The 23,112-nt window shown below is 32.6% G+C and carries 23 protein-coding genes; 11 read left to right on the plus strand and 12 right to left on the minus strand.

The features are described from left to right. The 8 genes from JSS34_00265 to JSS34_00300 are packed head-to-tail and all read right to left on the minus strand — an operon-like array spanning position 1 to position 6,434. On the minus strand, positions 1 to 834 hold the full coding sequence (locus tag JSS34_00265; GenBank protein ID MBS0184782.1) for a TrbG/VirB9 family P-type conjugative transfer protein: 834 nt from the start codon (positions 832 to 834) through the stop codon (positions 1 to 3). Positions 835 to 845: 11 nt separating this feature from the next. Beyond that, positions 846 to 1,586, minus strand: coding sequence for a type IV secretion system protein (locus JSS34_00270; protein ID MBS0184783.1), 741 nt, complete (start codon positions 1,584 to 1,586; stop codon positions 846 to 848). Positions 1,587 to 1,604: 18 nt separating this feature from the next. Continuing rightward, on the minus strand, positions 1,605 to 1,763 hold the full coding sequence (locus tag JSS34_00275) for a hypothetical protein (protein ID MBS0184784.1): 159 nt from the start codon (positions 1,761 to 1,763) through the stop codon (positions 1,605 to 1,607). A gap of 40 nt (positions 1,764 to 1,803) precedes the next feature. Further along, on the minus strand, positions 1,804 to 2,745 hold the full coding sequence (locus JSS34_00280) for a type IV secretion system protein (GenBank protein MBS0184785.1): 942 nt from the start codon (positions 2,743 to 2,745) through the stop codon (positions 1,804 to 1,806). Next, entirely contained in the window at positions 2,745 to 3,509 is a 765-nt protein-coding gene (locus JSS34_00285; GenBank protein ID MBS0184786.1) for a hypothetical protein, read from the minus strand. Before JSS34_00285 ends, JSS34_00280 begins: the two co-directional genes overlap by 1 nt. Continuing rightward, positions 3,479 to 5,833 carry a hypothetical protein gene (locus JSS34_00290; GenBank protein MBS0184787.1) on the minus strand — a complete coding sequence of 785 codons (2,355 nt, stop codon included), beginning with the start codon at positions 5,831 to 5,833 and terminating at the stop codon, positions 3,479 to 3,481. The genes JSS34_00285 and JSS34_00290 overlap by 31 nt, the downstream gene beginning before the upstream one ends. A gap of 11 nt (positions 5,834 to 5,844) precedes the next feature. After that, positions 5,845 to 6,141 carry a hypothetical protein gene (locus tag JSS34_00295; GenBank protein ID MBS0184788.1) on the minus strand — a complete coding sequence of 99 codons (297 nt, stop codon included), beginning with the start codon at positions 6,139 to 6,141 and terminating at the stop codon, positions 5,845 to 5,847. Positions 6,142 to 6,143: 2 nt separating this feature from the next. Beyond that, entirely contained in the window at positions 6,144 to 6,434 is a 291-nt protein-coding gene (locus JSS34_00300; protein ID MBS0184789.1) for a hypothetical protein, read from the minus strand. A gap of 234 nt (positions 6,435 to 6,668) precedes the next feature. On the opposite strand from JSS34_00300, the gene JSS34_00305 reads away from it, so the two are divergent. The 8 genes from JSS34_00305 (at position 6,669) to JSS34_00340 (ending at position 12,525) form a co-directional block, all read left to right on the plus strand. Further along, positions 6,669 to 7,325, plus strand: a complete 657-nt coding sequence (locus JSS34_00305; protein MBS0184790.1) for a hypothetical protein — start codon at positions 6,669 to 6,671, stop codon at positions 7,323 to 7,325. Positions 7,326 to 7,351: 26 nt separating this feature from the next. After that, positions 7,352 to 8,062: a hypothetical protein gene (locus tag JSS34_00310; GenBank protein ID MBS0184791.1), complete on the plus strand. Its 711-nt coding sequence runs from the start codon at positions 7,352 to 7,354 to the stop codon at positions 8,060 to 8,062. Between the two features lie 9 nt (positions 8,063 to 8,071). Further along, the gene (locus JSS34_00315) at positions 8,072 to 8,392 is read left to right on the plus strand and encodes a hypothetical protein (protein MBS0184792.1); all 321 of its coding nucleotides are present in this window, start codon (positions 8,072 to 8,074) and stop codon (positions 8,390 to 8,392) included. Between the two features lie 170 nt (positions 8,393 to 8,562). Further along, complete coding sequence (locus tag JSS34_00320; protein ID MBS0184793.1) at positions 8,563 to 8,889, plus strand: hypothetical protein; 327 nt, start codon at positions 8,563 to 8,565, stop codon at positions 8,887 to 8,889. Positions 8,890 to 9,193: 304 nt separating this feature from the next. Then, on the plus strand, positions 9,194 to 10,717 hold the full coding sequence (locus JSS34_00325; GenBank protein MBS0184794.1) for a TolC family protein: 1,524 nt from the start codon (positions 9,194 to 9,196) through the stop codon (positions 10,715 to 10,717). Between the two features lie 32 nt (positions 10,718 to 10,749). Further along, entirely contained in the window at positions 10,750 to 11,226 is a 477-nt protein-coding gene (dps, locus tag JSS34_00330) for a DNA starvation/stationary phase protection protein Dps (protein ID MBS0184795.1), read from the plus strand. Between the two features lie 213 nt (positions 11,227 to 11,439). Further along, on the plus strand, positions 11,440 to 11,913 hold the full coding sequence (greA, locus tag JSS34_00335; GenBank protein ID MBS0184796.1) for a transcription elongation factor GreA: 474 nt from the start codon (positions 11,440 to 11,442) through the stop codon (positions 11,911 to 11,913). A gap of 12 nt (positions 11,914 to 11,925) precedes the next feature. Beyond that, on the plus strand, positions 11,926 to 12,525 hold the full coding sequence (locus JSS34_00340; protein ID MBS0184797.1) for a class I SAM-dependent methyltransferase: 600 nt from the start codon (positions 11,926 to 11,928) through the stop codon (positions 12,523 to 12,525). 256 nt (positions 12,526 to 12,781) lie between these two features. Here the strand turns inward: JSS34_00340 and JSS34_00345 are convergent, their stop codons facing one another. After that, the gene (locus tag JSS34_00345; GenBank protein MBS0184798.1) at positions 12,782 to 13,342 is read right to left on the minus strand and encodes a hypothetical protein; all 561 of its coding nucleotides are present in this window, start codon (positions 13,340 to 13,342) and stop codon (positions 12,782 to 12,784) included. A gap of 556 nt (positions 13,343 to 13,898) precedes the next feature. Between JSS34_00345 and JSS34_00350 the strand changes: the two genes are divergently transcribed. The 3 genes from JSS34_00350 to JSS34_00360 are packed head-to-tail and all read left to right on the plus strand — an operon-like array spanning position 13,899 to position 19,219. Then, on the plus strand, positions 13,899 to 14,411 hold the full coding sequence (locus JSS34_00350; GenBank protein ID MBS0184799.1) for a hypothetical protein: 513 nt from the start codon (positions 13,899 to 13,901) through the stop codon (positions 14,409 to 14,411). Then, the gene (locus JSS34_00355; protein MBS0184800.1) at positions 14,408 to 15,736 is read left to right on the plus strand and encodes a DUF393 domain-containing protein; all 1,329 of its coding nucleotides are present in this window, start codon (positions 14,408 to 14,410) and stop codon (positions 15,734 to 15,736) included. Before JSS34_00350 ends, JSS34_00355 begins: the two co-directional genes overlap by 4 nt. 9 nt (positions 15,737 to 15,745) lie before the next feature. Further along, positions 15,746 to 19,219 (plus strand): AAA family ATPase, encoded by a 3,474-nt coding sequence (locus JSS34_00360; protein ID MBS0184801.1) that lies wholly within the window; start codon positions 15,746 to 15,748, stop codon positions 19,217 to 19,219. A gap of 187 nt (positions 19,220 to 19,406) precedes the next feature. On the opposite strand, the gene JSS34_00365 is transcribed toward JSS34_00360, so the two are convergent. The 3 genes from JSS34_00365 to JSS34_00375 all read right to left on the minus strand — a co-directional run bounded on the left by JSS34_00365 (position 19,407) and on the right by JSS34_00375 (position 22,549). Beyond that, entirely contained in the window at positions 19,407 to 19,568 is a 162-nt protein-coding gene (locus tag JSS34_00365) for a hypothetical protein (protein ID MBS0184802.1), read from the minus strand. Between the two features lie 315 nt (positions 19,569 to 19,883). Then, entirely contained in the window at positions 19,884 to 21,191 is a 1,308-nt protein-coding gene (locus tag JSS34_00370) for an MFS transporter (GenBank protein ID MBS0184803.1), read from the minus strand. 119 nt (positions 21,192 to 21,310) lie between these two features. Further along, positions 21,311 to 22,549 (minus strand): MFS transporter, encoded by a 1,239-nt coding sequence (locus JSS34_00375; GenBank protein MBS0184804.1) that lies wholly within the window; start codon positions 22,547 to 22,549, stop codon positions 21,311 to 21,313. Positions 22,550 to 23,112 lie beyond the last annotated feature (563 nt).

The raw sequence follows: 23,112 nt of genomic DNA on the forward strand, positions 1-23,112 counted from the left end.
TTAAGATTCCATTTTTTCAATACAAATAACTTTCTGACCATTTTTAAGCGTCAAAGGTGGAAGACCATGAACAATTATTTTTGATCCCTCTATACATGTATTTACGGGCGTATCAACCTCATCTATCCGTTGATAGATTGCCGGCAAAGGCTTTCCATCCCATGCTTTTCCATAGTCAAGCCATGTCCATATACCATCCGAATAGACTCTTTCTGGCGCAATATCCAGAGACGCTAAATCTTTTTGGAACATATTATAGGAGAAGATTAAATTTTCTGAAGAAAAAGGAACTTGTTGTAGGTAATCTATTTCTGCTTCTTTAAGGAAAACTTCTTGAAAAGGGCTTTCTCTTCCTCCTTTTACTTCTATATAAACAACGATATCTGGAACGTGAGAACTGTGAATTCCTAAAGAACGAATATAAAAAGGATAAATGTTTCCTGTTTTACCAATAAGAGTCAGGCTCGTATCACACCCTTCTTCTTTTGCTAAAATAGAAATTAAAGAAGGACCTTTCTTTTCAACCAAAAAAAAATGATCATCTCCCAAAATAACCTCTAAAATTTCTTCCCATTTAGGCAAGGAAATCGTTGTTGTCATAAAGGGACGCGTTTTAACACGAACAACATGATCTTTTTGATACCCGACCCTATAAACACCTGCCTGTGGAGGAGCAGCAGCCCAGGCTTCTTGAGCCTGCTCTAAAGGAACACTTTCAGGACGCACAAATGCCTCTAAATCTTCTTCTTTCTCTCTTTCAATTTTTAATAAATCTTGGGGTTTTTCTCCGTCCATAGCCCAAAGACATTTTGAAAAAAGAATCATACTTACCATGATATATTTCCTCATTCCTCTTTTTCCCCACCACTTTTTTCAGAAACGCCATATGCTGTAACAATAAATCCAAGAGGATTCATATATCGATCTTCAAATTTTACGTTTTGTGATATATAAGTAATGCTTAAAGTTGATACCCAATTTTTTTTATAAATTTCCCCACCTTCTTGATAATCTTTTCCCTGCCATTCCACTTGAACAATTCGAGGATTTTTCGAAAGTGTCGAGACTGAAAGAAGGATAACATCTCGATAGAGTTTTTTCTCTTTTCGAGATTCATAAATTCCGCCCTGATCCTTATTCATGAGAGCTTTAAAATTCTCAAAAATTTCAAAAGAACTAAACCAAAAAACTTGTTTCCAGCGATCTGCTTCTGTTTGAAAATCAAGTGTTTCTCGCAGACGAACATAATTTCGAGCAAGGCTTTCTGTCATTACATCAAATCCTTCTTCTTGGTCTTCTATGGGCTCGATTTTGACAATTTGCTCAGATTTAGGCATTAATGTAATAAAAAAGGGAACGATTGTTTTGAGAGGAAATAAATTTATCATTAAAACAGCACAAACAATATTTATAAAAAGGGACATCAAAAAGCCAAATCCTAAAAAACGAGCGACCCAAATAAGCATACGATATACATGGCCCGTCTCAATAATCCGTCCTTCTGTTATTAGGGTTGTTTCATTGAAAGAAGAATAACTTTGAAATTTAAAGCCTTTTAGAAGCCTTAAGAGTTTTTGAATTGTCATTTTTAAAAACTCTCTTTTTCAAACAAGAAAACCATTTTGATAAAAAAGTGTTCCACAGGGACACGCAGACCTTTTTAAAGAATCTGCATCAGATCCGATACCGACGGGTTCTTCTTCAGATGTTGAGCATCCTGCTGTAAATCCCATAATAATTAAAAATACAAAATGTAATTTCATTTTCTTCCTTTCTGACATCAGCGTTGAAACATTAAAAAAATCACCAAAATTTTCTGAGATTATTCCCAAAAAGCGAAAAGGTACTTTCAGTCATTGGGAAAGAAAGCCCTTCCTGATATGAAAAACAAGAAATTTGTTTTGCAAAATAGGAAGCTTTTAAATGAAAAAAGACTGATAGAAATCCTAAAATCCAAATAGCCCAATATTGAGAAGAAAATATAAAATCTGAAATCTCTTCTGAAGCACCTTCCGGTCCAATGGGAATTAAGGGAGAAAACTTATGAAAAATCTCAATTGTAAATCCCATAGCAATTGAAGAAAACAAGAGAGTCATAGCTCCATGTAATGTAATTCGTACAGCATTTAGAAGAATTGAATGCAAAGATTTAAAGCACATAATACTATAGAGAAGAGGACAAATAGCTGTAATAATGAGAAATGCAAATATAAACTCCAATAAAAATGCTAAAAATATACAAATAACAAAAAGATAAGGAATAATTAAAATAAAAGCCGCCAGAATTGGTTTCCAAGAAAGCCATCCTCCTTCCCCAATGAGGATGTTCCAGATCTCAAAAATAGTTTTACTTAAAGATTGATCAACAGTTAAAAGCATTCCCCGGAATGTTGGATCGGATGGAGAAATTTTTCCCAAAGTTACAATTTTTTGAGCTAAGGCTGAAATAAGTTCTAAAAAGGGAGTATGAATAAAAACCCAAAAAAAATCTGATCCCTGTAAAAGACTTTCCACAAAAACAAAAAGCAAACTTTTTTTCAAAAAATACCCAAATCGAAAATCTCCTCGTAGAATTCCTTTAAAGACAATATACCATGCCACCCAAGCTGTCACATAAGCCGTAAATAATATACGTGAAGGGGGAAGTAATGCTTTATATATACTTTGCCCATATTGCATACCAAAATCATAAAAGGCAGAAAACATATCGCATATATAACATCGATAAGAATGGGGTCCCTCCATTACACAAGCTCCCTTTTCTTGGAAGAAGTTTTTTCAAGCACAATGGGAAGATTAAATCCATCTTTCATGTTTTGAGTTTCTAAAAGTTGAATAAGGAGTGCACGGGTTAGAATGAGTTCATGGGCTATGAAACTTAAAAGTCTATTTGTTGTTGTTGTATCTGATCTTAAATTTGTCGCTAATTCTGCTTCTTTTAGAATGAGAGAAAGATCAAAAGAGGCGCTTTTTAATGTTTCTCTTTGATGCGCAACAAAAGCTAAGCCCGTTATGATTGATTCTTTAAAATGAGATTCACGAAATTTTAAAATCTCATCTTGACATTCTTTTGATATATATTTTTTACCCTTAAAAGATCCCACCCAAAATTTTTCAAATAAATTGCGGTAAGATAGAAAATCAAAATTTTTTTCATCTTTTTTATAAGAGCTCCCACCTGCCGAAAAAGGAAGGAGAGAAAGTCTTTCTTTTTTGAGCATTGATTCTATTTCAGAAAAATTAAAAGCTTCTCCCTTCCCTAATATATTCTGCAAGGATTCAATACCAGAGTTCATCGCTTTCATTTTACGAGCAGATTCTCTAAAAACAGATAAAAGTTGATTTGTTAATCCATATGTTGATGAGTCAAAGACGCTCAAAACTGCGCTACATGTTAAAGGAAAAAAAAGAACAAGACCTATAATGTAACTTCCTTTCTTAAAATTTCCTGCCCATAAATTTTTTAAAAAATTTTTTTTTAATAAGCTTCTAAGTAATGATCTATCCATTTTTCTCCCCATAATTCTTTTAACGATATCATTAAATTAATAGGCTCTGTGCCAGATCTATAAATTTTCATATATTTTCCAATATTCTCTATATCTACGTCCATAAAAAGGGACTCTTGAGATCTTTTTAAAAGAACCCCACGTTTCAAATGTTTTGAAAAAGAACTAACACCTTTAATAAATTGCCATTCAGAGTCCGTAAGATTAAAAGGAGCATAATCTTCTATTTTTGCATTCACGTTTTGAAATAAAAAAAGCGTAGGGCAATGCGTCAAGATGGTTTCAGAAATCGGTAATTTTAAGAGCGTCTGAGCATCTTGGAAACAAAGATTAATCGAGCCACGCAACTTACGGTGTTCTCTCAAAAATGTTTGAACTTGATGAGAAAAAAAAGAATCTTCCAGCATCGGAGCAGCTTCATCGATAAAAATGAGATGCGCCGATGCCTCTTGGCGCACTTGGCTTCGGATGCGATGCAAAATATAATCTACAAGAACACTGGAAATATATGGATTCTTAAGAATCTCTGTCATCTCAAAAGAGATTAATCTTGATGACTTAAAATTCAAACAATCATAATCCCCATTTAGAAAAGAACTATATTGGCCACAAGCCCAAAGAAACAAAGATTCTTTTAATTTTGATCCTGTATCAAAACTAAATTCAAAAACGTTCTTCAAAATGCGATCTTGAAGAGGAAGCCTAAAAAGAATATCTAATGCACGTTCTGCCATTTCAAGGAACAGCGGATCATGACATTTCCCAAGTTTAAGAATAAATTGTGATAAAAAAAACCTATTTTCATTACTATCTTCGCACTGAAAAGGATTCAATTTAAGATCCTGACTCGAATTAAGATCAATATAATCTCCTCCTAAAGCTTGTGTAAAAATACGCATTCCATTAAATCGATCAAAAATAAAAGTTTTAAGTTTTTTATGACGAAGTGCGCCTCCTATTAAATGTTGAAAAAAAGTTGTTTTTCCGGAGCCGCTTGGAGCAATTGTTAAACTATGAGCAAGTGATTCTTTCTGATCTGCGACATGAAGCTGCAATGCATACGCGTTTCCTTGACTGGTTTTAAAATAACGAAGAGGACCCATTCCCCAATCACATTTGAGCAGGCCTTCTTTACTTTCATCAAAAAAAAGAAAAGTCGCGAGGTTATTTGAAAATAAATTTCGAGGACGCGCAGCTTCATCATATCCTGGAAATTTTGAAAACCATAACCATTCAATAGCGTCCATTTCATGGACTGGCTTTATCCCATAATTTAATAAAATTTTTTCCAACACAGCAGTATTCTGCTCAAGCTGTTTTTCCGTCGTTCCTTTTATAAAAAAAGTAAGTTGATGCTCATAAAGCGCATGATGCCCGGCCTCTAAATGTTCAATTGCATTTTCAAATTCTTTGATTTTAAAGTTATTTTTAAAAATAAGGTTTTCTTGGGCAAGACGATATCTTAATGTTGTTCGAGCATCGAGATTTTTAAGTCCTCTACAAAGATGTAATATTTCAAACTCCAATGAAAGAGAAAGAATTTCCTGTAGAATTTCAGAACCAGCCCATTCACCCCACCCTCGAATTCCAAGTACTTTATAAAAACATGATCTTTCTCCTTCTTTTAGCTCAATTAACCCTTTCTTAAGATTAAAAAGAACTTCTGAGCATGTTAAAATTTCGGAAATATTTTCCTGCGTGTGGTATATTTTATGCTCTTGAAAATTAACCAATCCACTTAAAAAACTTAAAAGAGGACTCTCTAAAAAATCTTTTCCTTGAAAACTATTCTCGAGCAATTGAGGATTAAAAAATGAAAGATAGTCACAGACAATTTTTGATACTTCTTCTATTTCCTTCTCATTTGCTGCTTGCACAAATAAGTAATTTTTCGTTTGATAACATGCTTCAAACTGCTGGTTCCATTTATAATGAATTTCTTGAAGAATTTCGTTTTCAAAATCTGCAAAATCTTGAATTTGAAACCGTTCTCTCTTTGTAAAAAATCTAAAAGTTGCACCTCTTTCTGCCATAACATCAAAAAAAAATTGTTTACGCGCAACGAAAAAAGATTTTTCTTCCTCTGTTTTCAGATTAAGATCAATGCCTTTTATCTTAAAAATACGACACAATTTTCCATCTCGACATTGAATCGTTTTATTATCAGTCAATATGCGATTAAAGGGTAAAAAGTCTGAAAGATACGTCTCTTTAAAAGTAGGAATAAGGGTTTTGAATATTTTAGGGATAAATATCATTCCAAGCCCTCCTAAAAGAAAGCTCAAAAGTATAATCTCTAATCCTATTAAAAAAACCTTTTCCATATGTTTGTCTTTTATGCTGTATATTTTTGATGTTCAGTTGGAATATAGTTTTTTGTTTTTCTAAAACGATGTCGTGCTTTTTTAATCCTCAAAAAATCTTCGTCCAAAAAAGTTATGTAAAGAGATGTTCCAACACACCCTATAAGGAAAACAAAACCCCAAAATAATGGAGGATGATTAAAACTATGTGCAAGAACGCCACCTAAGAATGGAGAAGAAACCGAAACCATAAAAAGGGAAGGAATCATTCCTAAAATTCTTGTAGGCCTTAAAATAGCACTTAAAATTTGAGCATCTTTTTTTTCCATGCTTAATTCCCTGTCAAAAATCCGATAACATATTCAAAACTTGCAAGAAGAATGGAAGCTATTACGAAAGAGATGCCCCATCTAAAATTAAATTTTCCAAAAACGGCTTGAAGAATAAGAAGGGCGCCAGCAAGGCCACATCCAACTGAACCTATTTTTAAAATTCCTTTGGTTGTATGACTTACCTTTTCTGCAACCACCGAAAATGGGTCCGCGCTAACATGATGAAAAAACAAGCAAAAAATTCCTAAAGCCAAAAGATCCCAAAAAAAATTCCCTTTAAAAATCTTCATAATAAATTCCTTCATATCCTTGCAAAATGATTGTTTATAAAATTTTATATTTTGCACGCTTCACAAAATCAATTCGCATGGGCTAAAATTTAGGAACCCTTTAAAATCTTGAATTTTTTAAGGACCTTGACTCCTCTTTAAAGAGAAGTTTACAATGATTTTTATAAAAGGAGAAAAGGATTGAAATAAGCTTACTTTTATAAAAAATAAATCTTTTAATATGAGGTGTAATAAATGTTATTTTCTTTTCTAAAATCATATGCCTCCATAAAAACTTTTTTAATGTTTTTTGCTTTTTTTCTTCTTTTTGCTCACAAAAGTTTCGTTTATGGAAACAATTCTTCAACGCCAGTCCATGAGCTTCCTCAAAAATTCTTTCAAGAACGGGTAGAAGGTAAAAAAAATTGGGTTTCTCATGCCGTCATTGGCATTATAACAGCCTCTAATCGTTTAAGAGCTCAAAGTGATCTCATTGCAGAAAGACTTTTAAAAACAAATGGTTACGAAGTTAAAAGCTCTCTCCTTATAAAAAATTTAGAGATTACCGACGCCTTAAACCAAATGTTAATGGATCCTTCCATCAATGTAATTTTATGTATTGGAGGAACAGGGATTTCGTCGCAGGATGTAACGATTGAAGCTGTTAATCAATTTATTCAGAAACCCCTTCCCGGCTTTGGGGAACTTTTTCGCTCTCTTACGTACGAACAAACAAAGCATTTAACCTCTCAAATTGGGATTCTCTCTTTAGATACACGCGCAACAGCTGGTGTTTATAAAAATGTTTTAATTTTTGCAATTCCAGGTTCTCCCCATGCCACGACCCTTGCAATAGAAAAGATCATTATCCCGGGCTTGCCAACTCTTTTAAGACAATTAACAAAAGAATAGAAACCTTATACTGAGCTCCCTTTGTCATGTACCCTCTTTTTCATCAAAACCAACCTTTCTCTCTTCTTCATACCCTCAACTTTAACCGTTTAAGAAAAAGAATGGTTGAAAATCAACTCTATCCTCATAATGTTACTGAGGAGCGTATTTTATATATGTTTAAAACAATTCCGCGTGAAAAATTTCTTCCAGCACCTTTTCATCCTATAGCTTATTCAGATGGCCTTCTTAAAATTCTTTCAGACACCTACATAATGCCTCCTTTTATGCTTGCCCGACTTATTCAGGCTTTAAACCCACAAGATTCTGATTCAACGCTCGTTATAGGAGATGTAACAGGATACACTGCTGCCCTTCTTTCTGGACTTTCAGGGGGCGTCGTTTCTTTAATTCCAGACACGCTTCCTGACGCGCATCTTGAAGCCATGAAAGAAGCTTTAAATACATATTCTCCAAACCCCGTCATTTTAAAGCAAGGGTCACTTGAAAAAGGAGCTCCCCTCTATGCACCTTATACACATCTGTTTTTTGAGGGCTCTGTTCCATTCTTTCCAAAAAACCTTTTGGATTCTTTAATGACAAAAGGCTCTGCTATTGCGATGCTTTGGAAAACACCTTATCTTACAAAAGCAACTCTTTATAAAAAAACAGAGTTCAGTTCCTCAGAACAAGCCTTATTCGAAGGGTTTTTGCCGCCTCTTTCTGGATTTAAAAAAAAATCTTCTTTTTCTTTTTAAGGAATTTTTATGAAAAATTTACAAATTACAGTAGATGATTTCGCAACCCTCCAAAAATTGAAGGAAGATTTTATCGTCATTGATGTTCGAGAATTATGGGAAGTTGAAAAAGCCCCTTTTAAAGGAGCTCTTCATATTCCTCTTGCAAATCTTGAGAGTCAGATTTCTCAAATTCCAAATTCTTCTCTTCTCATTACATTATGTCATCATGGGATAAGAAGTCTAAAAGCTGCTTATATTCTTAATCAGGCCCAAAGAAAATGTTTAAGTTTAAAAGGAGGCATTGAAGAATATGCCTGCCTTATTGATCCTGAAATCGTCCGTTATTAGGAGGCAAGATTAAAAATAAGTAAAAAATTCTCTTATCTACTTTATCTACCCATGTGAACCCTCTCTTATTTTTTATCCAAAAATTTCTGGCAATATAATTTTTGATATTGACAATAAACTTTTAACTTGTAGATTTAAAATCGCCTATAATCAAAAAAAGTGGGGATATCATGAAAAAAACCATAATGTTAAAACAAACTCTCGCTGTATGTTTTCTTATTTTATGCTCTTCCTTAAAAAGTACCGCTTTTAATAACGAAGACATAGCGGCATGTAATAAATGCCAAGCTCTCAATGCATGTCAAAAATGCAGAGCCATCTATCACTCTTATATCTCAGCCTTAAGTGATTGTCATAACACCAAAACAAATAATAAGGCAAATGCAGCTTGCCGTAAAGGTTGCGAAACGAAATATACTCAACTTTTTAATGCATGTATAAAAAAATCGGTCCCTCCAGAGTTTCAAGGGCAATGCACCTTTGTTAGCCCTGAATAATAATAAAAAACTGCTCTCTCTTCGATAGAGGACCTTTTAAACAGTATGTAAAAGTGAAAGACAAGTTCTGAATTTAGTTTCTAACTTAGTATAAGAGCTATATTCTGAACATGATTTCGACAATTCTATTTCGGAAACTTTTTTAGAAAACTCTCACATTTTTATGAGGCTCAAAGAATTCTCTTCGGGAACTGCTGTTGTCTACTTGCCTCCTTTCTTAAAGTATGTCTATATAAAATAGAATTTAAGATTTATTTTGAACTCTCATAAATCATAAAAAGTTAAAGGTCTAAAAGGTTTCTCCATGATTTTTACATCCTCTTTGCGTTCTTTAAAAACAGGACTCTCTCTTCTTTTATTCTTCTTTGGAAGCTTAGGTTTTTATGAGCGTCTTTCTGCAGAGACTTTAAAAGAAGCAATTGCACTTGCTTATCAAACCAACCCAACTCTTGCCTCGGCTCAAGCGGGAACAAAAGCAACAGCTGAACTTCTCGCTCAAGCAAACGCAGGTTGGCGCCCTACAGCTCAACTCATCGGATCTGTTGATCAAGAGTATAAAGATACGGCCCATTCTTCTTTAGCCGGAAATTCAGGATTTACAAGAAGAGATGGAACGAGAGCTGGACTTGAGATTGCTCAAAATGTTTATAGTGGAGGTGCAACAGAAGCCAACGTTCAAATGAGAAAAGCAGAAGTTCAAGCAACGATCGCAGGATACAGAAAAACAGAACAAGACCTCCTTCTTGCAGTTATTAAAGCTTATTTAGAAGTTTTAAGAAATCAAGCTATTCTCGATCAAACACAAAAACATCTTTTACGTTTAAAAAAAGAATTTGAACAAGGAAAAGCACGCTTCGACCTTCAAGATATTACTTTAACAGATCTTGCTCAAATAGAAGCAGACCTTGCACAGGCTCAATCTAATCTTATAAAAGCAGAGGGTGATCTTGAGTCTGCACAAGCTGAATACGTAGGTGTTGTTGGTAAAATGCCTGATCTTTTAATATTTCCAGAAGCCCCTCTTTTTCTTCCAAAGACAAAAGAAGAAGCGTTTGAAATTGCTCTGAATCAAAATCCTGATTATATCAAAAGTCAATTTGAAGAAGACTCTTACAAAAATAATATTGATATTGCTCTTGCATCAATGCGTCCTTCTGTTGATGTAAAACTTGCGCTTACAAGAAACGAAAATAATGACAGCTTTGCAAAAAGAAGTCGTGTTTATGATGGTGTTGCAACAGCATCTGTGAAAGTTCCCTTGGATATTTCGGGAGACTCTCAATCAAAAGTCCGAAAAGCACGTCTTGAGGCTTCTCAAAAGCGTCTTACACGCAAAGCTATACGTGATAAGCTTTCAGCAACTGTTTCCCAAAAAATGGATACTTTAACAACCACACAATCTCAAATCATCCGCTTTAAAGAACTCGTAAAATTCAAAAAAATTGCAAGAGATGGTATGGCGCTGGAAGAAGAAGTTGGAGCCCGTACCGTTAACGACCGTCTAAAAGCTGAAGATGAATATTATGAAGCAGAAGTTGCCCTTATTGACGCACGCGTAAAAGAACTTATCTCTCATTTTGAGCTTCTCTCGGAAATGGGAGAACTTACACTCGCCCGTCTTGACGTTCCTGTCATGCCCTATAATCCTGATTCTTATGTCAATGAAGTATATTGGGCTCCTTATAATCTTTCTGTTGAAGATGACACGCATTCCCTAAAAGGCATTTCAGATGGGACAAAAAATCCTGAAAAAGAAAAAAAGATTGAGGAAATAAAAGATAAAGAAGAACAAGAAACAATATTGGAAGAGTTGGAAAAAATAAAATAGTGTGTTAAAATTCCTAAAAAAGGAAGGGTATCATGCATAAAACTTTTAACGACCTCTCATTAAAAACACGGGAAAATTCTATTAAACTCTTAAATAATCAACTTGCCGATAGTTTTGATCTCTATAGTCAAATCAAACAAGCCCATTGGACAGTTCGTGGTTCAGATTTTATAGCACTTCATGAACTTTTTGACTCTGTTGCAAGCCATATTCTTGAAGCTGTTGATCTTATTGCTGAACGCATTCAACAATTAGGAGGTTCAGCAGAAGGAACCGTGCGCATCAGTGCTCAAAAATCATCCCTTCCAGAATATCCTTTAACAATTACCCACTCTCTCGATCATGTTCGTGCGGTCTCAAAAGCTCTTTCACATTTTGCAAAACGTGTTCGCCACGATATTGATTTGGTTTCTTCTCAAGATACCATCACGGCAGATATGCTCACTGAGATTATGCGAAACGTTGATAAAGATTTATGGTTTGTAGAATCTCATCTAGAGCAAGAATAAAAAATATTGCGTTTTATTTTTTGAAAAAGTCTCCCTCTTTTAAAAAATAATTTTTTCAATTCATTTCAAAAACAAGAGAAATTCAATGCTTTTTCACTGAGAATTTTTGTTTACAGGAACTTTAGTTTGGCGTAAAGTTTCCCTTTCTTCAAACACGATACGCCTCGAAACAGCTTTTGGGATGTATTTTTATGGATATTGAAAGAGACGAACATGGAAAAAATCCCCATGACCCCAACAGGGTTCGATGTTTTAAAAAAAGAATTAAAACGTCTAAAAACGATTGAAAGACCTGCTGTGATTCAAGCAATTTCTGAAGCACGCGAACTTGGAGATCTTTCTGAAAACGCGGAGTATCATGCTGCACGCGAACGACAAGGCTTCATTGAAGGACGTATTGCAGATCTTGAAGATAAAATTGCACGTGCAGACGTCATTGATCTTTCGAAGCTTTCAGGAGACATTGTGAAGTTTGGCGCTTTCGTCACGCTTATTGATGAAGAAACAGAAGAAAAAGTGACCTACCAGATCGTTGGTGCGGATGAGTCTGATATTAAAGCAGCCCGATTGTCAATTGCGTCTCCTCTTGCAAGAGCTCTTATTGGAAAGAAAAAGGGAGACAGCATAGAATTTGCAACGCCTAAAAGCAAAAAATTTTATGAAATAACAGCGGTAAAATTTTCTTAACAGAAAACCTTCATGACGTCATCTATTCCTTATTATAATGAAAATGCACAGGAATTTTTTAATCGGACTGTCCATGTCGATCTTTTTCCGTTTTATCAGAAATTTTTATCCCTCCTGCCTCCTAAGCCTTATATTTTAGATCTTGGATGCGGATCTGGACGCGATACTCTTTATTTTAAATCTCAAAACTTAAAAATAATGGCTCTTGATGCTTCAAAAGAGCTCGCCAAACTCGCATCAGATCATATAGGTCAAGAGGTTGTTGTTATGGATTTTAAAGACATGATGTTTCAAGATATGTTTGACGGTGTTTGGGCCAATGCTTCACTCTTGCATATCCCCTATGAAAATTTAAATTCCATTTTCAAAAAAATTCATGTCTCTTTAAAAGAAGGCGGAATTTTGTATGCTTCTTTCAAATATGGAGGAGAAAAAAGAACCGTTGGAGCACGGGACTTTTACGATATGAATGAACATCTCATAAAGCCTTTTCTTGATCCTTTCTTTGATCTTATTGCAACTGAAAAAGAAACAGATACAAGATCTCAAGTTGCGCCAAGTTCAGAAAATGCATGGCTCCATATTTGGTGCAAAAAAAATTATACCTCCTAATTTTTTTCTCCAGATATCGTAAGATATGAATACTGATTCTTAGAAAATTCTATAGAATACAATTGCATAAATGTATCAAATTTTTGTATGAATATTTCCAAAAATTTATATAAAAAAAGACTATCCAATCAGCCCATGGGGAGCTCTTGATTAAACATCAAAATTTACTAATGTAGCTTTATTAAAGTCATACACATAATAAAAAACCCTTCATTTTGTTTTTATGACAAAATGAAAGGCTTTTTATTATTATTCTTTATCTTAACGTTATTCCAAAAAAAGTTTCTTGAAAAGTTATTTCTACTTCTGATGTTTGAAAATTCAGATGCTTAGAAAATACCGTTCTAGGTAAAGAAAACTGTTTATATTCACCTTTGATTACATAGGTATTATATAACGTAAATTTATCAAGGTTATATATCTCAAAATCTCCAGGTCTCAAAATTCCAAGAAATTTTGTACGTTCTGGCTGATACTGATCAAAAAGAGAGAGTTTCAGAGATTTTGTACTCTTATTATTGATTGTAAGAGTATTAAAAGAAACATTTTCTTTTATCAAAGTAAAAAAAGTTGATAAATTCCCACTATTCGCAATAGCCTTAATTCCTTTATTTTCTCTTATCTGATCAAGTTGCTCTTTTCTTATTTGCAATCTCTTGAGTTTTTCAGCTGCTCCTAGATCTGGATAATCAAATTTAATGATCTGTGCTTGAGAAAAAGTTGTTGAGAATGCACTTAAACATAAAGAAATCGTAAGATTTTTTATGACATTTTTAAGGTGAAAAGAAATTTTTACTTGTGAACTAAAGTACGTCATTTTATAATCTCCTTGGATAGCGTATAATTCATAAAACTTAAAAAAGGTTGCAGCCTTTTTTAAGAAACTAAGGAGAGAATCTTTCTTAAAAGGTTCTCTTTTTTATTACGAGAAGATGCATTTTTTAGATGCGCATTTTTCCGCGTAACAACTTAAAGCTATGGAAAAAAAAACGACTTCTCTATTCAGGAAATAACCGTAAGAAGACCCCTTAAGGGAAATACACGTAGATATTTGAACAAAATATGAATTTTAAAAATGTTGAAAAATTGTATAAATTAGGTGATTGTTTTAAAACTCAATTGCTTTACATTAAAAATAAAGTAAATAATAATTTCTAAAATAGGGTATTTTAAAAAGAAAAATGTTAATTGACCATGTTCATTTAGTGCCGTTTTCGAGTAAAAAAATTGATACTATTTCAATTTTTTTTATAAAATTTTTTTTAAAAAAATTATTAATTTTTAAAGTCTAGAGGAATAAAACAACAATATTTCTGTAAAATTGAAAAATTTTTATCTAGACAGTAATAATCATTTTAAATTATGTATTAATAATGTTTAAAAAAGTAACATTTCAAATACTTATGACAATATTAATTCTTTGGCATAGCACATCTATGATCATAGCACCCTCTCCATCAAGTCAGTTAACGGATGGCCTTTATTCTGTTTTTGGAGGATATATAGAAACTTTTGGATTATTTTTAAAGTGGGGTTTTTTTGCTCCCAACCCAGGGAAAATGAAAACTATTGATTTTATAATAATAGATAAATTAAACAAAGAACATAAGGTGAATCCGTTAAAAATTCTTAAACAATCTGATTCTACGTATTTTAGACATATGGATCTCATGAGAAATAGCGCTCGATATATTCACTTGTACGGACCTGCACTCACCCAATATGTTTGTAAAACTTATCCAAGTAATTACCCCAAAAAAATAAAAATTCAAGTAGCTATACAATCTCAGATCCCTCCTAAAAAATATACAAGCAAAATAAATCTTTTAGATCAAAAAGAGAATTTTAACACTTATACATATTCTTGCAGTACGTTAGAAAAATGATGGCACAACATAAACCTTTTTTTAGGTGGATTCATTCTGGTACAACTATTTGGCAACAGTGCTGGTTTTATGGATCGGACACACTTTCCTTAGAAGTTATTCGCATTGGGTTAGCTTTTATTTTGTTTATTAATTACACATCTTTTAGTTTAGAAGAGTTAAAGTTTTTTTATACGGATATGGGAATTCTCCCCATAAATTTTAATGAAAATTATTTAATTTTAGGAAGATTTTCACTATTATATTATACAACATCTCTTTGGCAATTTTATTTGTTTTATAGCGTTTTTCTCTTTGCCTGTTTTTGTTTGATAATTGGATGGCATACTTCTCTTGTAAAATGGCTCGTTTTAGCAGGGCAAATTAGCTTTCTCTACCGATGCCCTTTGATCTATTATGGACTTGATTGCCTTTCCTGTAATCTTTTATTAATTTTATGTTTTGCTCCTATTGGAACCTCCTTAAGTCTTGATCGTGCAAGATATCTTCGGCGTCTTAAACATAAATATGGTATTGAATCTTGGCAGCCTCCTCCTAAAGGCCCTTGGACATCAGCTTGTATTCGACTCATGCAACTACAAATGGCAATTGCTTTTTTCTATGCCGGTATTTATAAAATACAAGGAGTTGCATGGGGAAGCGGAGAGGCTGTTTGGTTAGCTTTAACACACGCTGAATTTAATAATATTTCTCTCATTTTATTTTCTAAATATTTTTGGATTGTTAATTTATTAACTTATTATACATTATTCCTAGAATTATCATACCCATTCCTTATTTGGGAAAGAAAGACACGTCCTTTCTATTTAATAGGAGCTATTTTACTTCATTTAGGGATCGCAACAATGATGGGTCTTTATCTTTTTTCAGGAATGATGATTTTTGGGCATTTATCTTTTGTTCCGAGACAATGGTATAGATCTTTAAAATTAAAGTATAAAAATTTAATTTTACCAATTGAAATTATTTATGATGGACACTGCAATTTTTGTTTACATTCAATGATTTTTCTTCTTTCTTTTGATGGATTTAATCAATGTTGTTATAGAAACTATAGAACAAATCCTTCTCCTTTATTAAAGGAGGAAGATCAAGATAAAGAGATACATATCATTTCTAATAATGCTATTTTATCAGGATTTGATGCTTATCGGTATCTTGTATTACATATTCCAGGCTTATGGTGGCTTGTGCCTGCTTTTTATATTCCTTTTTTAAGTAAGTTTGTGGGCCGACCTTTATATAGATGGATTGCTTCTCGGCGTGCTTCTATATCGGTATGTTTTATAAACCATTCTCTGATAAAAGAACAGGATATTGAGTGAAATAAGATTATGTCACTAGAAAATAATAAATTTTTTGATTATGATAAAAATATAGAAGTAATAAATCATATAAAATTTACGCCTCGTGAAATAGATATTATAGCATGTATTTTATGTGGAAGAACAGCTAAAAAAGATATTGCTTTTATTTTATCTATTCAGCCGCGAACTGCTGAAACCCATACCCGAAATATTATGCATAAAATAAGGTGTAATGGATGGGGAGGCATCAGAGACTTTATAGAAAAAACTGGATATAGTGATCTTATAAGACATCACTATACCTCTCTTCTTCTTCAAAAAGAATTTAATCATTGTTTAAGACAAATTTTCTTACTCATAAAAAAAGAAGAAAATATATTAGATCTGCAATTTTTTTCAGACATAAAAAATTCAGATGGTTTATTTTTTAGAATCTTGAAAGATCTAAGAGATATGGGTATTAATGTTCATGTGAGAGAAGATAAGAATTCTTTTGATATCCATAATTATAGTGTTTTTTTTATTACTGCTGGGACTATAAAAAAAATATGTATGCTCCTTCAAGATCCAACGTTTTTATCAAAAAATCATATTTTTATCCTTTGGGATAAAAGTCTAATCTTAGAAGATTTTCCTGATTTAAAAAATATTTCTTATTTAGATTTTAAAAGCCAAAATTATTATTTTTCTTTTTTCTATTTTTTAGAAAAATTTATATCTCCTTCTGTCGTAGAGAATATATTTTTTGAGTTTAAAAGAGAGTATAAAAAATTTTTCAATTCCTCTGAATGTGCTCAGTTTAATTTTTCTTCCGAAGAACACATACATAAAAAAAAAGAAATTTCAGACAACATTTATATGGATGCTGTTAAAAATAAAAAAAATTATTTTATGATTTTATTTTTGTGCATGATTATTTTAAGCGTATTTCTTTTTATTTTTACGCAAAATAATCAAAAAATAAAAATTAGCCCCTTATCAAAAAAAGATTTGTCTATGAGATCTGAATTGATTGTTCCAATAGAAAGTGTTTTTCTAAAGCGTTATGACTTAATCAAAAAAATGAATGAAGCGTTAAAAAGTCAACATAAAATACGTATAATTGCCCTTGTTGGAATGGGAGGGGTTGGAAAAACCACGATCGCACGTTATTTTGGAAAAACTGATCAAAGCTCTATTGTATATGAGCTAAATGCTGAAACAAAAAAAAATCTTATTAATTCATTTGAAGAATTAGCTTACAAGATAGCCAAGACTCCGGATAAGAAAAAAGAACTAGAGATCATTCAAAAAATTCAAAATATAGAATTAAAAGAAAAAAAATTGATTTATTTTGTGCAAGAACAGTTAAGAGAACACCCCAATTGGCTTCTCATTTTTGATAATGTTCAGACTATATCAAACATTAAAAAGAATTATCTTCCTCAAGATTCAGAAATATGGGGGTCTGGAAAAATAATTATCACAACACGTGATAGTACAATAAAAAATACAAATTACATAGAACCTCAAAATATTATTGAAATTGGAGAATTAAATAAAGAAGAATCTTTAATGCTTTTTAGTAAAATATTTTTCAACAAGGAATCAAATAAATTAACATTAGATCAAAGAGAAAAATGTTTAGAATTTCTTAAAAATATTCCTCCTTTTCCTTTAGATATTTCTATTGCTGCTTATTATATTAAAAATGAACAGTTAACTTATGATCAGTACATACATAGAATTAACCAATACACTAAATTTTTTGATAAAACTCAAGAAAATCTCTTAAAAGAGATAAGCGACTCCACAAAAACACGCTTTGGAATAATTACATCTTCCCTTGAAAAATTTATAAATATAAATCCAGATTTCAAAGAGCTCTTATTATTTATTGTACTTTTAGATTCACAAAATATTCCTAAAAATTTAATAGCACTCTATAAAGATGAGCCAAGTATTGAGCAGCTTTTATATTATTTAAGAAAAAATGGTTTTATCACCAAGGTATCTTCTATTGAAAATGGAGAAGAAGCTCCTCTATTCTCCATTCATCGATCATCACAAGAGATTATTTTAGCTTCTCTTAAAAATATACTAACAGAAGATGAAAGAAAGAGATGTTTATGTCAAGTAATAGAAGCTATAAAAATTTATCATAAGATGTATTTAAAAAAGAATTGCAGAAATATTATTTTACTTATTCCTCACATAGAAAAATTGCAGCAAAATTTAAATAAAATTTTAATATCATCTAAAGATATAGAGCTTTGTAAAATAGAAACTTTAATAGCGCTTGGAAATTCTCATCGATATTGTACCCAAAATTGTGAAGCCGTTAGAAGTTATTTTTTAGAAATTTTAGAAATAAAAGATATCAAGAAAAAAATTTCTTCTTATACTTTATTAACAATCTTTGCAGACTTGGGATGGGCTTCTTATATTTTAGGTCTTTTCGATCAAGCCATTTTCTATTGTCAAGAAAGCATAAAATTGTGCAAACGAAACTTAGAATCTGAAGAAATGGAGGCGCAAAACCTTTTAAACACGGCAATTTCTTACTACCAGAAAAATGAAAAAGAGAGCTTTGAAAAAAGTTGTTCATATTATAAAAAAGCTCTTTCTATAGCATTGAAAATAAAGGATGAGAATCTTAAAAACTCGTTTATTGTAACTATATACAATGATCTTTCATTTTTATATAGAACCACGTACCTCCATAAAAAAGAAACATTGATTGGTAAAAAATATGTGCAGAAGGCATTAGATTTATTAAAGTCTAATGAGCTTTTTCATCTAACCTATAAAAAACTTCCAGAAGAAAAAATTAAAGATATTTTGAAAGCACGTTATGCAATGGGGCAAGTTTATTGTAGACTTGGACAATATGAAAAAGCTTTGAAAGAAGGATGCATAGAAGAGCAATATATCATTAATTTTATTGAATCTACTGGGAATAAAATTAGTCTTACCATAGAAAAGCCTCTACTCGCTGAGAGTTTTGGAGAGTCTTTTTTAAGGCTTAATCGTCTTGAAGAAGCTGAGCTCCAATTAACGCAAGCTATAAAAGCTTTTGAAGATTTGTGGGGACCTCGTGTTATTGCTCCACGTGTTTATAGAGCTGAGATTTATATTAGAAAAGGACAATTTAAAGAAGCTTATGAAGATTGCTTAGTTGTTTTTAAAACGCAAAGAAAATCAAAAAACAATTATATAAACCTAATGTTTTTTATTAATTATTATCATGCCGCTATTATAAAATATAAAGAAAAAGATTTTTTTCAGTCCTCAGAATATTTTAGAGATTTTTTTAAAAATATAAGAGTATTTTGTAAGATGTTCTTAGATAAAAACCAGTATAAATTCCTTGAATCAGAGAAAGTTTTTGAAGACATTACATTTGATAAAAATAAAGCAGAAAAAGACATAAAAGACTATCTTAAAAGAAGTGTTAAGATTTTTTCAGAAATTTATGGGCCTTCACATTCTTTTATAACTGATTACGTTACAAAAAATTAAAAAGTATTTATCAAAAAAATGGCTTTTTTTATAAACCATTTCTATAATACATTTTTTTAATAATAAGGTAAAATTGGGACCTAATATATTTATTATAAAGCTTGAGATCTTCCATATTTTATAATAAAAACACTAAGCTCATTTCTAAAAGAAACGAGAAACCCATTTTTCTTTAAAAAAAACCTACTTATCTGCTCCCACCAGACTCACCTTCTGACATGGAGTTGGTTCCTAAAGTTCCACGACTATATTCTTTTTCAGAAGAGTCATTACCAGCTATAGATGATGAAGACATAAAAAAGCTTACGGATATCAAACCAAAAACAAAAGTAATTATTAGATTTTTCATAAAATTTTCCTTTCATATGTCATAATTTATTTTTTTCATACTATATTTATAAATATTTTTTTAAAGAAAGTAAAGAGAGTGTATAAGAGTTACTAATTCCTTATTAATTATCAAAATTTAAAAAATTTCTTTCATTTTTTTGTATTTTTATTTAGTTTTATTATTTTTTTGATCATAACTTATTTTTTTCATTTTTTAGAATTCTTGAAATTTTCTTAACTAAATTATTATCTAAAAAGAAAGAGCGTCTTTAATTATCCCTCCCCGAAAAGATGCTATACCATGAAAATGTGTAAGAATTTTTCTATGCAAAATTTAAGAATTATTTCTTGCATGTTCGCGCATCACCAAAACCGTTAAAATAATCAACCCTGGAACCGCAGCTCCAAGCGTTACTTCAAAATAAGTTGTCCAATCAAGATGATCTGCCAGAAAGCCTCCAAAAGCACCTAAATTTGTAGAAAGATACCAAAGAGCTGAGAGAAGGGCATATTGTGTCCCCGTAAAGGATTTATGACAGAGGCTTGAAAGATATGTTACAAAAGCCGTTGTACTCATGCCGCCCGTTACATTCTCAAGAGCAATAGCAATATAAAAAAGATCAACTTGAGCACCACATTGAGAAATAACAATAAACATTATGTTAGAAAGCGTATGAAGAATTCCCGCAATTAAAAGGCCTCTCAAGAATCCAACATGGCTTGATAAAACGCCTCCGACAACACCTCCAATAATGGTCGCAAATACGCCAAAAAATTTTGTGACATTCGCAATTTCAATAACTGTAAATCCAACATTTAAATAAAACACGTTAGCCATGTTATTGATAAGATTATCTCCTAACCGAAATACTAAAATTAAACAAACGATCAGAATCCAATCTTTTCGACGGGTGAATTCACTAAACGGACCAATAACGGCCCCATAAATCCATGCGATAATCTTAGAAAAAAATCCTTGTATATTCCGAACTTCCATATAATAAAGCGCTTTTTCTTGACGCTCTTTCATTAAATCTGATGTAATGGGCGATGGCTCGGGGTTTAAAAGAATAACAATGCTTGACAAAAAAATACAAAAAACCATCCCGGCATAGGCAAAAAACCATCCATAAAAAGCGCCTATATAAAGAGCCCCAGCCCCACCCATAATTGTTCCAAGCCGATATCCAAGAACATTTGACGTAACGCCTACGCCATATTCATTTGGGTTTAAAATTTCAATACGATACGCATCTAAAACAATTTCTTGGCTGGCTCCAAAAAAAGAAACAAGGGTTAAGCAAAAAATCATATTTCCTAAATTTTGTGCAGGAGAACTTAAGCCGAGTCCGAGGAGAGAAAGCATCAATCCGACTTGAAAAAAAATAGCCCAACTCCGCCTGCGACCTAAAATCTTTCCTAAAATAGGAAACTGAATATGGTCAATCAAAGGAGCCCATAAGAATTTTAGAGCATTTGGCATTGCTGCAAAAGCAAAAAGACCAATCGTTGTTTTACTTAAACCTGCCTCAGTTAACCAAATTTGCATCGTTGACATAATAAGTACAAACAAAAGCCCTGGCGGCATTCCAAGAATTCCAACGGATAAAATACGGGTGTTCATAAAACGTGAAAGATTCATAGAGAAATTGTTCTTTCCTTTAAAAGCATTATTTATGCACACAAAATGTCTCTTGCCAAAGAATTTTCAATTCTAGAAGAGCATCCTCCTTTGAACAAGAGACAAAATTTTAAACGTTTCTAAACTTTATTTTTTCTTTCAGAAAGAACAATAATCATAAATCCAAAACCGCCGATAAAAAGTCCTAAAGGAATAAGAGAGATGGCAGCTACAAATGCATCTTTTCCATATCTTCCAATATCTCCACAGGCACTTCCGTTCTCTCCTAAGAAATTCATGACTTCTCCAATTGCCGTATGATATACGTATCCAAAAGGCATTATAATCATATTTGCAATCGCTGTACTTAAACCAACGAGATTCGATTTTACGTAAGTTGTTGCTTTATAAATCACCAAAATTTGATAAGCACATAAAACACCTATGCTCCAAAAAACAAAAGAAAGTGTAAATATTGTCCCGCGTCCCATCAGCAAAAATATAAAATCAAAGGCCATTCCAAAAGCACACAAAATGATAAGTGCATAATAGGCTTTTGTTTTATCCGCCACATAACTTAAAAGAGGAGAGCCAACTAACATCCCAAAAAAGATGCAATCGGGAAGCGCAGAAGCTACTTCTTTTGTAAAGCCATAATAATTTAACAAAAAAGAACTTCCCCAGACATCCGCAAATCCTTCTAAAGGACCTACCATCAATCCTCCCAAAAGACAAATTGACAAAAGTTTTTTATTCCCAAAAACAGACTTAATATCTGAAAATAAAGTCTTTTCAGATGCCTTTGATGCTGATTTTAAGGAAGGAATGAGCATAAAAAAGAGAAGGGCGAGAATTCCTCCAACAGCAATAAGCAAAAATAGCACTTGCTCTAATCCTAAATATTCCCGAAGTTTATGGATGGGCCATCCCCCATAAATTCCCCCCACAAGTCCAATTGCAACAGAAATTCCGAGCATTCTTGTAAAATGATCTTCTTTAAAATTCATACGGATGATTTTAAAAACACCCAAAATGGCCCCAGAAGATCCCATTCCGATTAGGATACGTCCAAGTCCTGGATAAAGCCAAAAATCTGCATAAATAAGAGGAAGAAGACCGAGCATTGTCATTCCAATGCAAAGAGGGAGGATAATTTTAGGCCCAACGCGATCAAGGAGAATTCCAAGAGGAATATGCATAAGAACATAACCTAAATAGTAAAAGCCTGAAAATTGACCAAAAATAGCCGCATCAATTTGGAACTTCTGCATAATGTCTGGCATTAAAACGCGGGGAATAACCCGTAATACATATTGGTATGCATAAAAAAACGATGCTAAAAACCATGTCATCCATTGTGTTAATCGATAAAACGTCATCTTTCAAAATCCTCTAAAAAGGCTCCACTACTTTTGGAGCGTTTTTCTAAAATCAACATAAATTTGGGGAAAATATAATTAAAGGGCAGCACGTGCTGCCAGGAGATTAAGATTAACAAAAAGAGAAACGAAAGAGGTTTTCATCATAAGAGTTATTTTTACCCCCCCCTCTTTTAAACGTCAACAAAAAAAGAGCGTTTTCTTCTCTTCTCTTAATCTTTTCTATATATGAAAGTGGGGGCATTCTGTTGCCCGGTGCCCCCTAACCGCGAAGTGCTTAACGCTTAAGCAGCTGCAGCAACTGCAGGTGCATTGTCGTTCATAGCTTCTACTCCAAATGCATTATCATTGTCTGCATTTACAAATTAGCCCGTTTCGGCGGATACCATACCGAGCGAAAGATAAGCCTTTACCACGTACGTCGATCCTATTTCACCCCCAAAGAAACTTAAGAATCCTTAAGATTTATTAACCAGCTAAAAACTTAGCAAGTCATTTCCGATTTGGTGGAGGTGCCGGGTACCGCCCCCGGGTCCGTCCCGCTTATTCTACTAACCGTTTAT

The organism is Pseudomonadota bacterium (assembly GCA_018242545.1).
Classification (GTDB): domain Bacteria; phylum Pseudomonadota; class Alphaproteobacteria; order 16-39-46; family 16-39-46; genus 16-39-46.

Excerpts from the sequence above, each read along its gene's own strand:
- JSS34_00265 (MBS0184782.1), bottom strand. The coding sequence starts at position 834 with ATGGTAAGTATGATTCTTTTTTCAAAATGTCTTTGGGCTATGGACGGA.
- JSS34_00270 (MBS0184783.1), bottom strand. The coding sequence starts at position 1,586 with ATGACAATTCAAAAACTCTTAAGGCTTCTAAAAGGCTTTAAATTTCAA.
- JSS34_00275 (MBS0184784.1), bottom strand. The coding sequence starts at position 1,763 with ATGAAATTACATTTTGTATTTTTAATTATTATGGGATTTACAGCAGGA.
- JSS34_00280 (MBS0184785.1), bottom strand. The coding sequence starts at position 2,745 with ATGGAGGGACCCCATTCTTATCGATGTTATATATGCGATATGTTTTCT.
- JSS34_00285 (MBS0184786.1), bottom strand. The coding sequence starts at position 3,509 with ATGGATAGATCATTACTTAGAAGCTTATTAAAAAAAAATTTTTTAAAA.
- JSS34_00290 (MBS0184787.1), bottom strand. The coding sequence starts at position 5,833 with ATGGAAAAGGTTTTTTTAATAGGATTAGAGATTATACTTTTGAGCTTT.
- JSS34_00295 (MBS0184788.1), bottom strand. The coding sequence starts at position 6,141 with ATGGAAAAAAAAGATGCTCAAATTTTAAGTGCTATTTTAAGGCCTACA.
- JSS34_00300 (MBS0184789.1), bottom strand. The coding sequence starts at position 6,434 with ATGAAGATTTTTAAAGGGAATTTTTTTTGGGATCTTTTGGCTTTAGGA.
- JSS34_00305 (MBS0184790.1), top strand. The coding sequence starts at position 6,669 with ATGTTATTTTCTTTTCTAAAATCATATGCCTCCATAAAAACTTTTTTA.
- JSS34_00310 (MBS0184791.1), top strand. The coding sequence starts at position 7,352 with ATGTACCCTCTTTTTCATCAAAACCAACCTTTCTCTCTTCTTCATACC.
- JSS34_00315 (MBS0184792.1), top strand. The coding sequence starts at position 8,072 with ATGAAAAATTTACAAATTACAGTAGATGATTTCGCAACCCTCCAAAAA.
- JSS34_00320 (MBS0184793.1), top strand. The coding sequence starts at position 8,563 with ATGAAAAAAACCATAATGTTAAAACAAACTCTCGCTGTATGTTTTCTT.
- JSS34_00325 (MBS0184794.1), top strand. The coding sequence starts at position 9,194 with ATGATTTTTACATCCTCTTTGCGTTCTTTAAAAACAGGACTCTCTCTT.
- dps (MBS0184795.1), top strand. The coding sequence starts at position 10,750 with ATGCATAAAACTTTTAACGACCTCTCATTAAAAACACGGGAAAATTCT.
- greA (MBS0184796.1), top strand. The coding sequence starts at position 11,440 with ATGGAAAAAATCCCCATGACCCCAACAGGGTTCGATGTTTTAAAAAAA.
- JSS34_00340 (MBS0184797.1), top strand. The coding sequence starts at position 11,926 with ATGACGTCATCTATTCCTTATTATAATGAAAATGCACAGGAATTTTTT.
- JSS34_00345 (MBS0184798.1), bottom strand. The coding sequence starts at position 13,342 with ATGACGTACTTTAGTTCACAAGTAAAAATTTCTTTTCACCTTAAAAAT.
- JSS34_00350 (MBS0184799.1), top strand. The coding sequence starts at position 13,899 with ATGTTTAAAAAAGTAACATTTCAAATACTTATGACAATATTAATTCTT.
- JSS34_00355 (MBS0184800.1), top strand. The coding sequence starts at position 14,408 with ATGATGGCACAACATAAACCTTTTTTTAGGTGGATTCATTCTGGTACA.
- JSS34_00360 (MBS0184801.1), top strand. The coding sequence starts at position 15,746 with ATGTCACTAGAAAATAATAAATTTTTTGATTATGATAAAAATATAGAA.
- JSS34_00365 (MBS0184802.1), bottom strand. The coding sequence starts at position 19,568 with ATGAAAAATCTAATAATTACTTTTGTTTTTGGTTTGATATCCGTAAGC.
- JSS34_00370 (MBS0184803.1), bottom strand. The coding sequence starts at position 21,191 with ATGAATCTTTCACGTTTTATGAACACCCGTATTTTATCCGTTGGAATT.
- JSS34_00375 (MBS0184804.1), bottom strand. The coding sequence starts at position 22,549 with ATGACGTTTTATCGATTAACACAATGGATGACATGGTTTTTAGCATCG.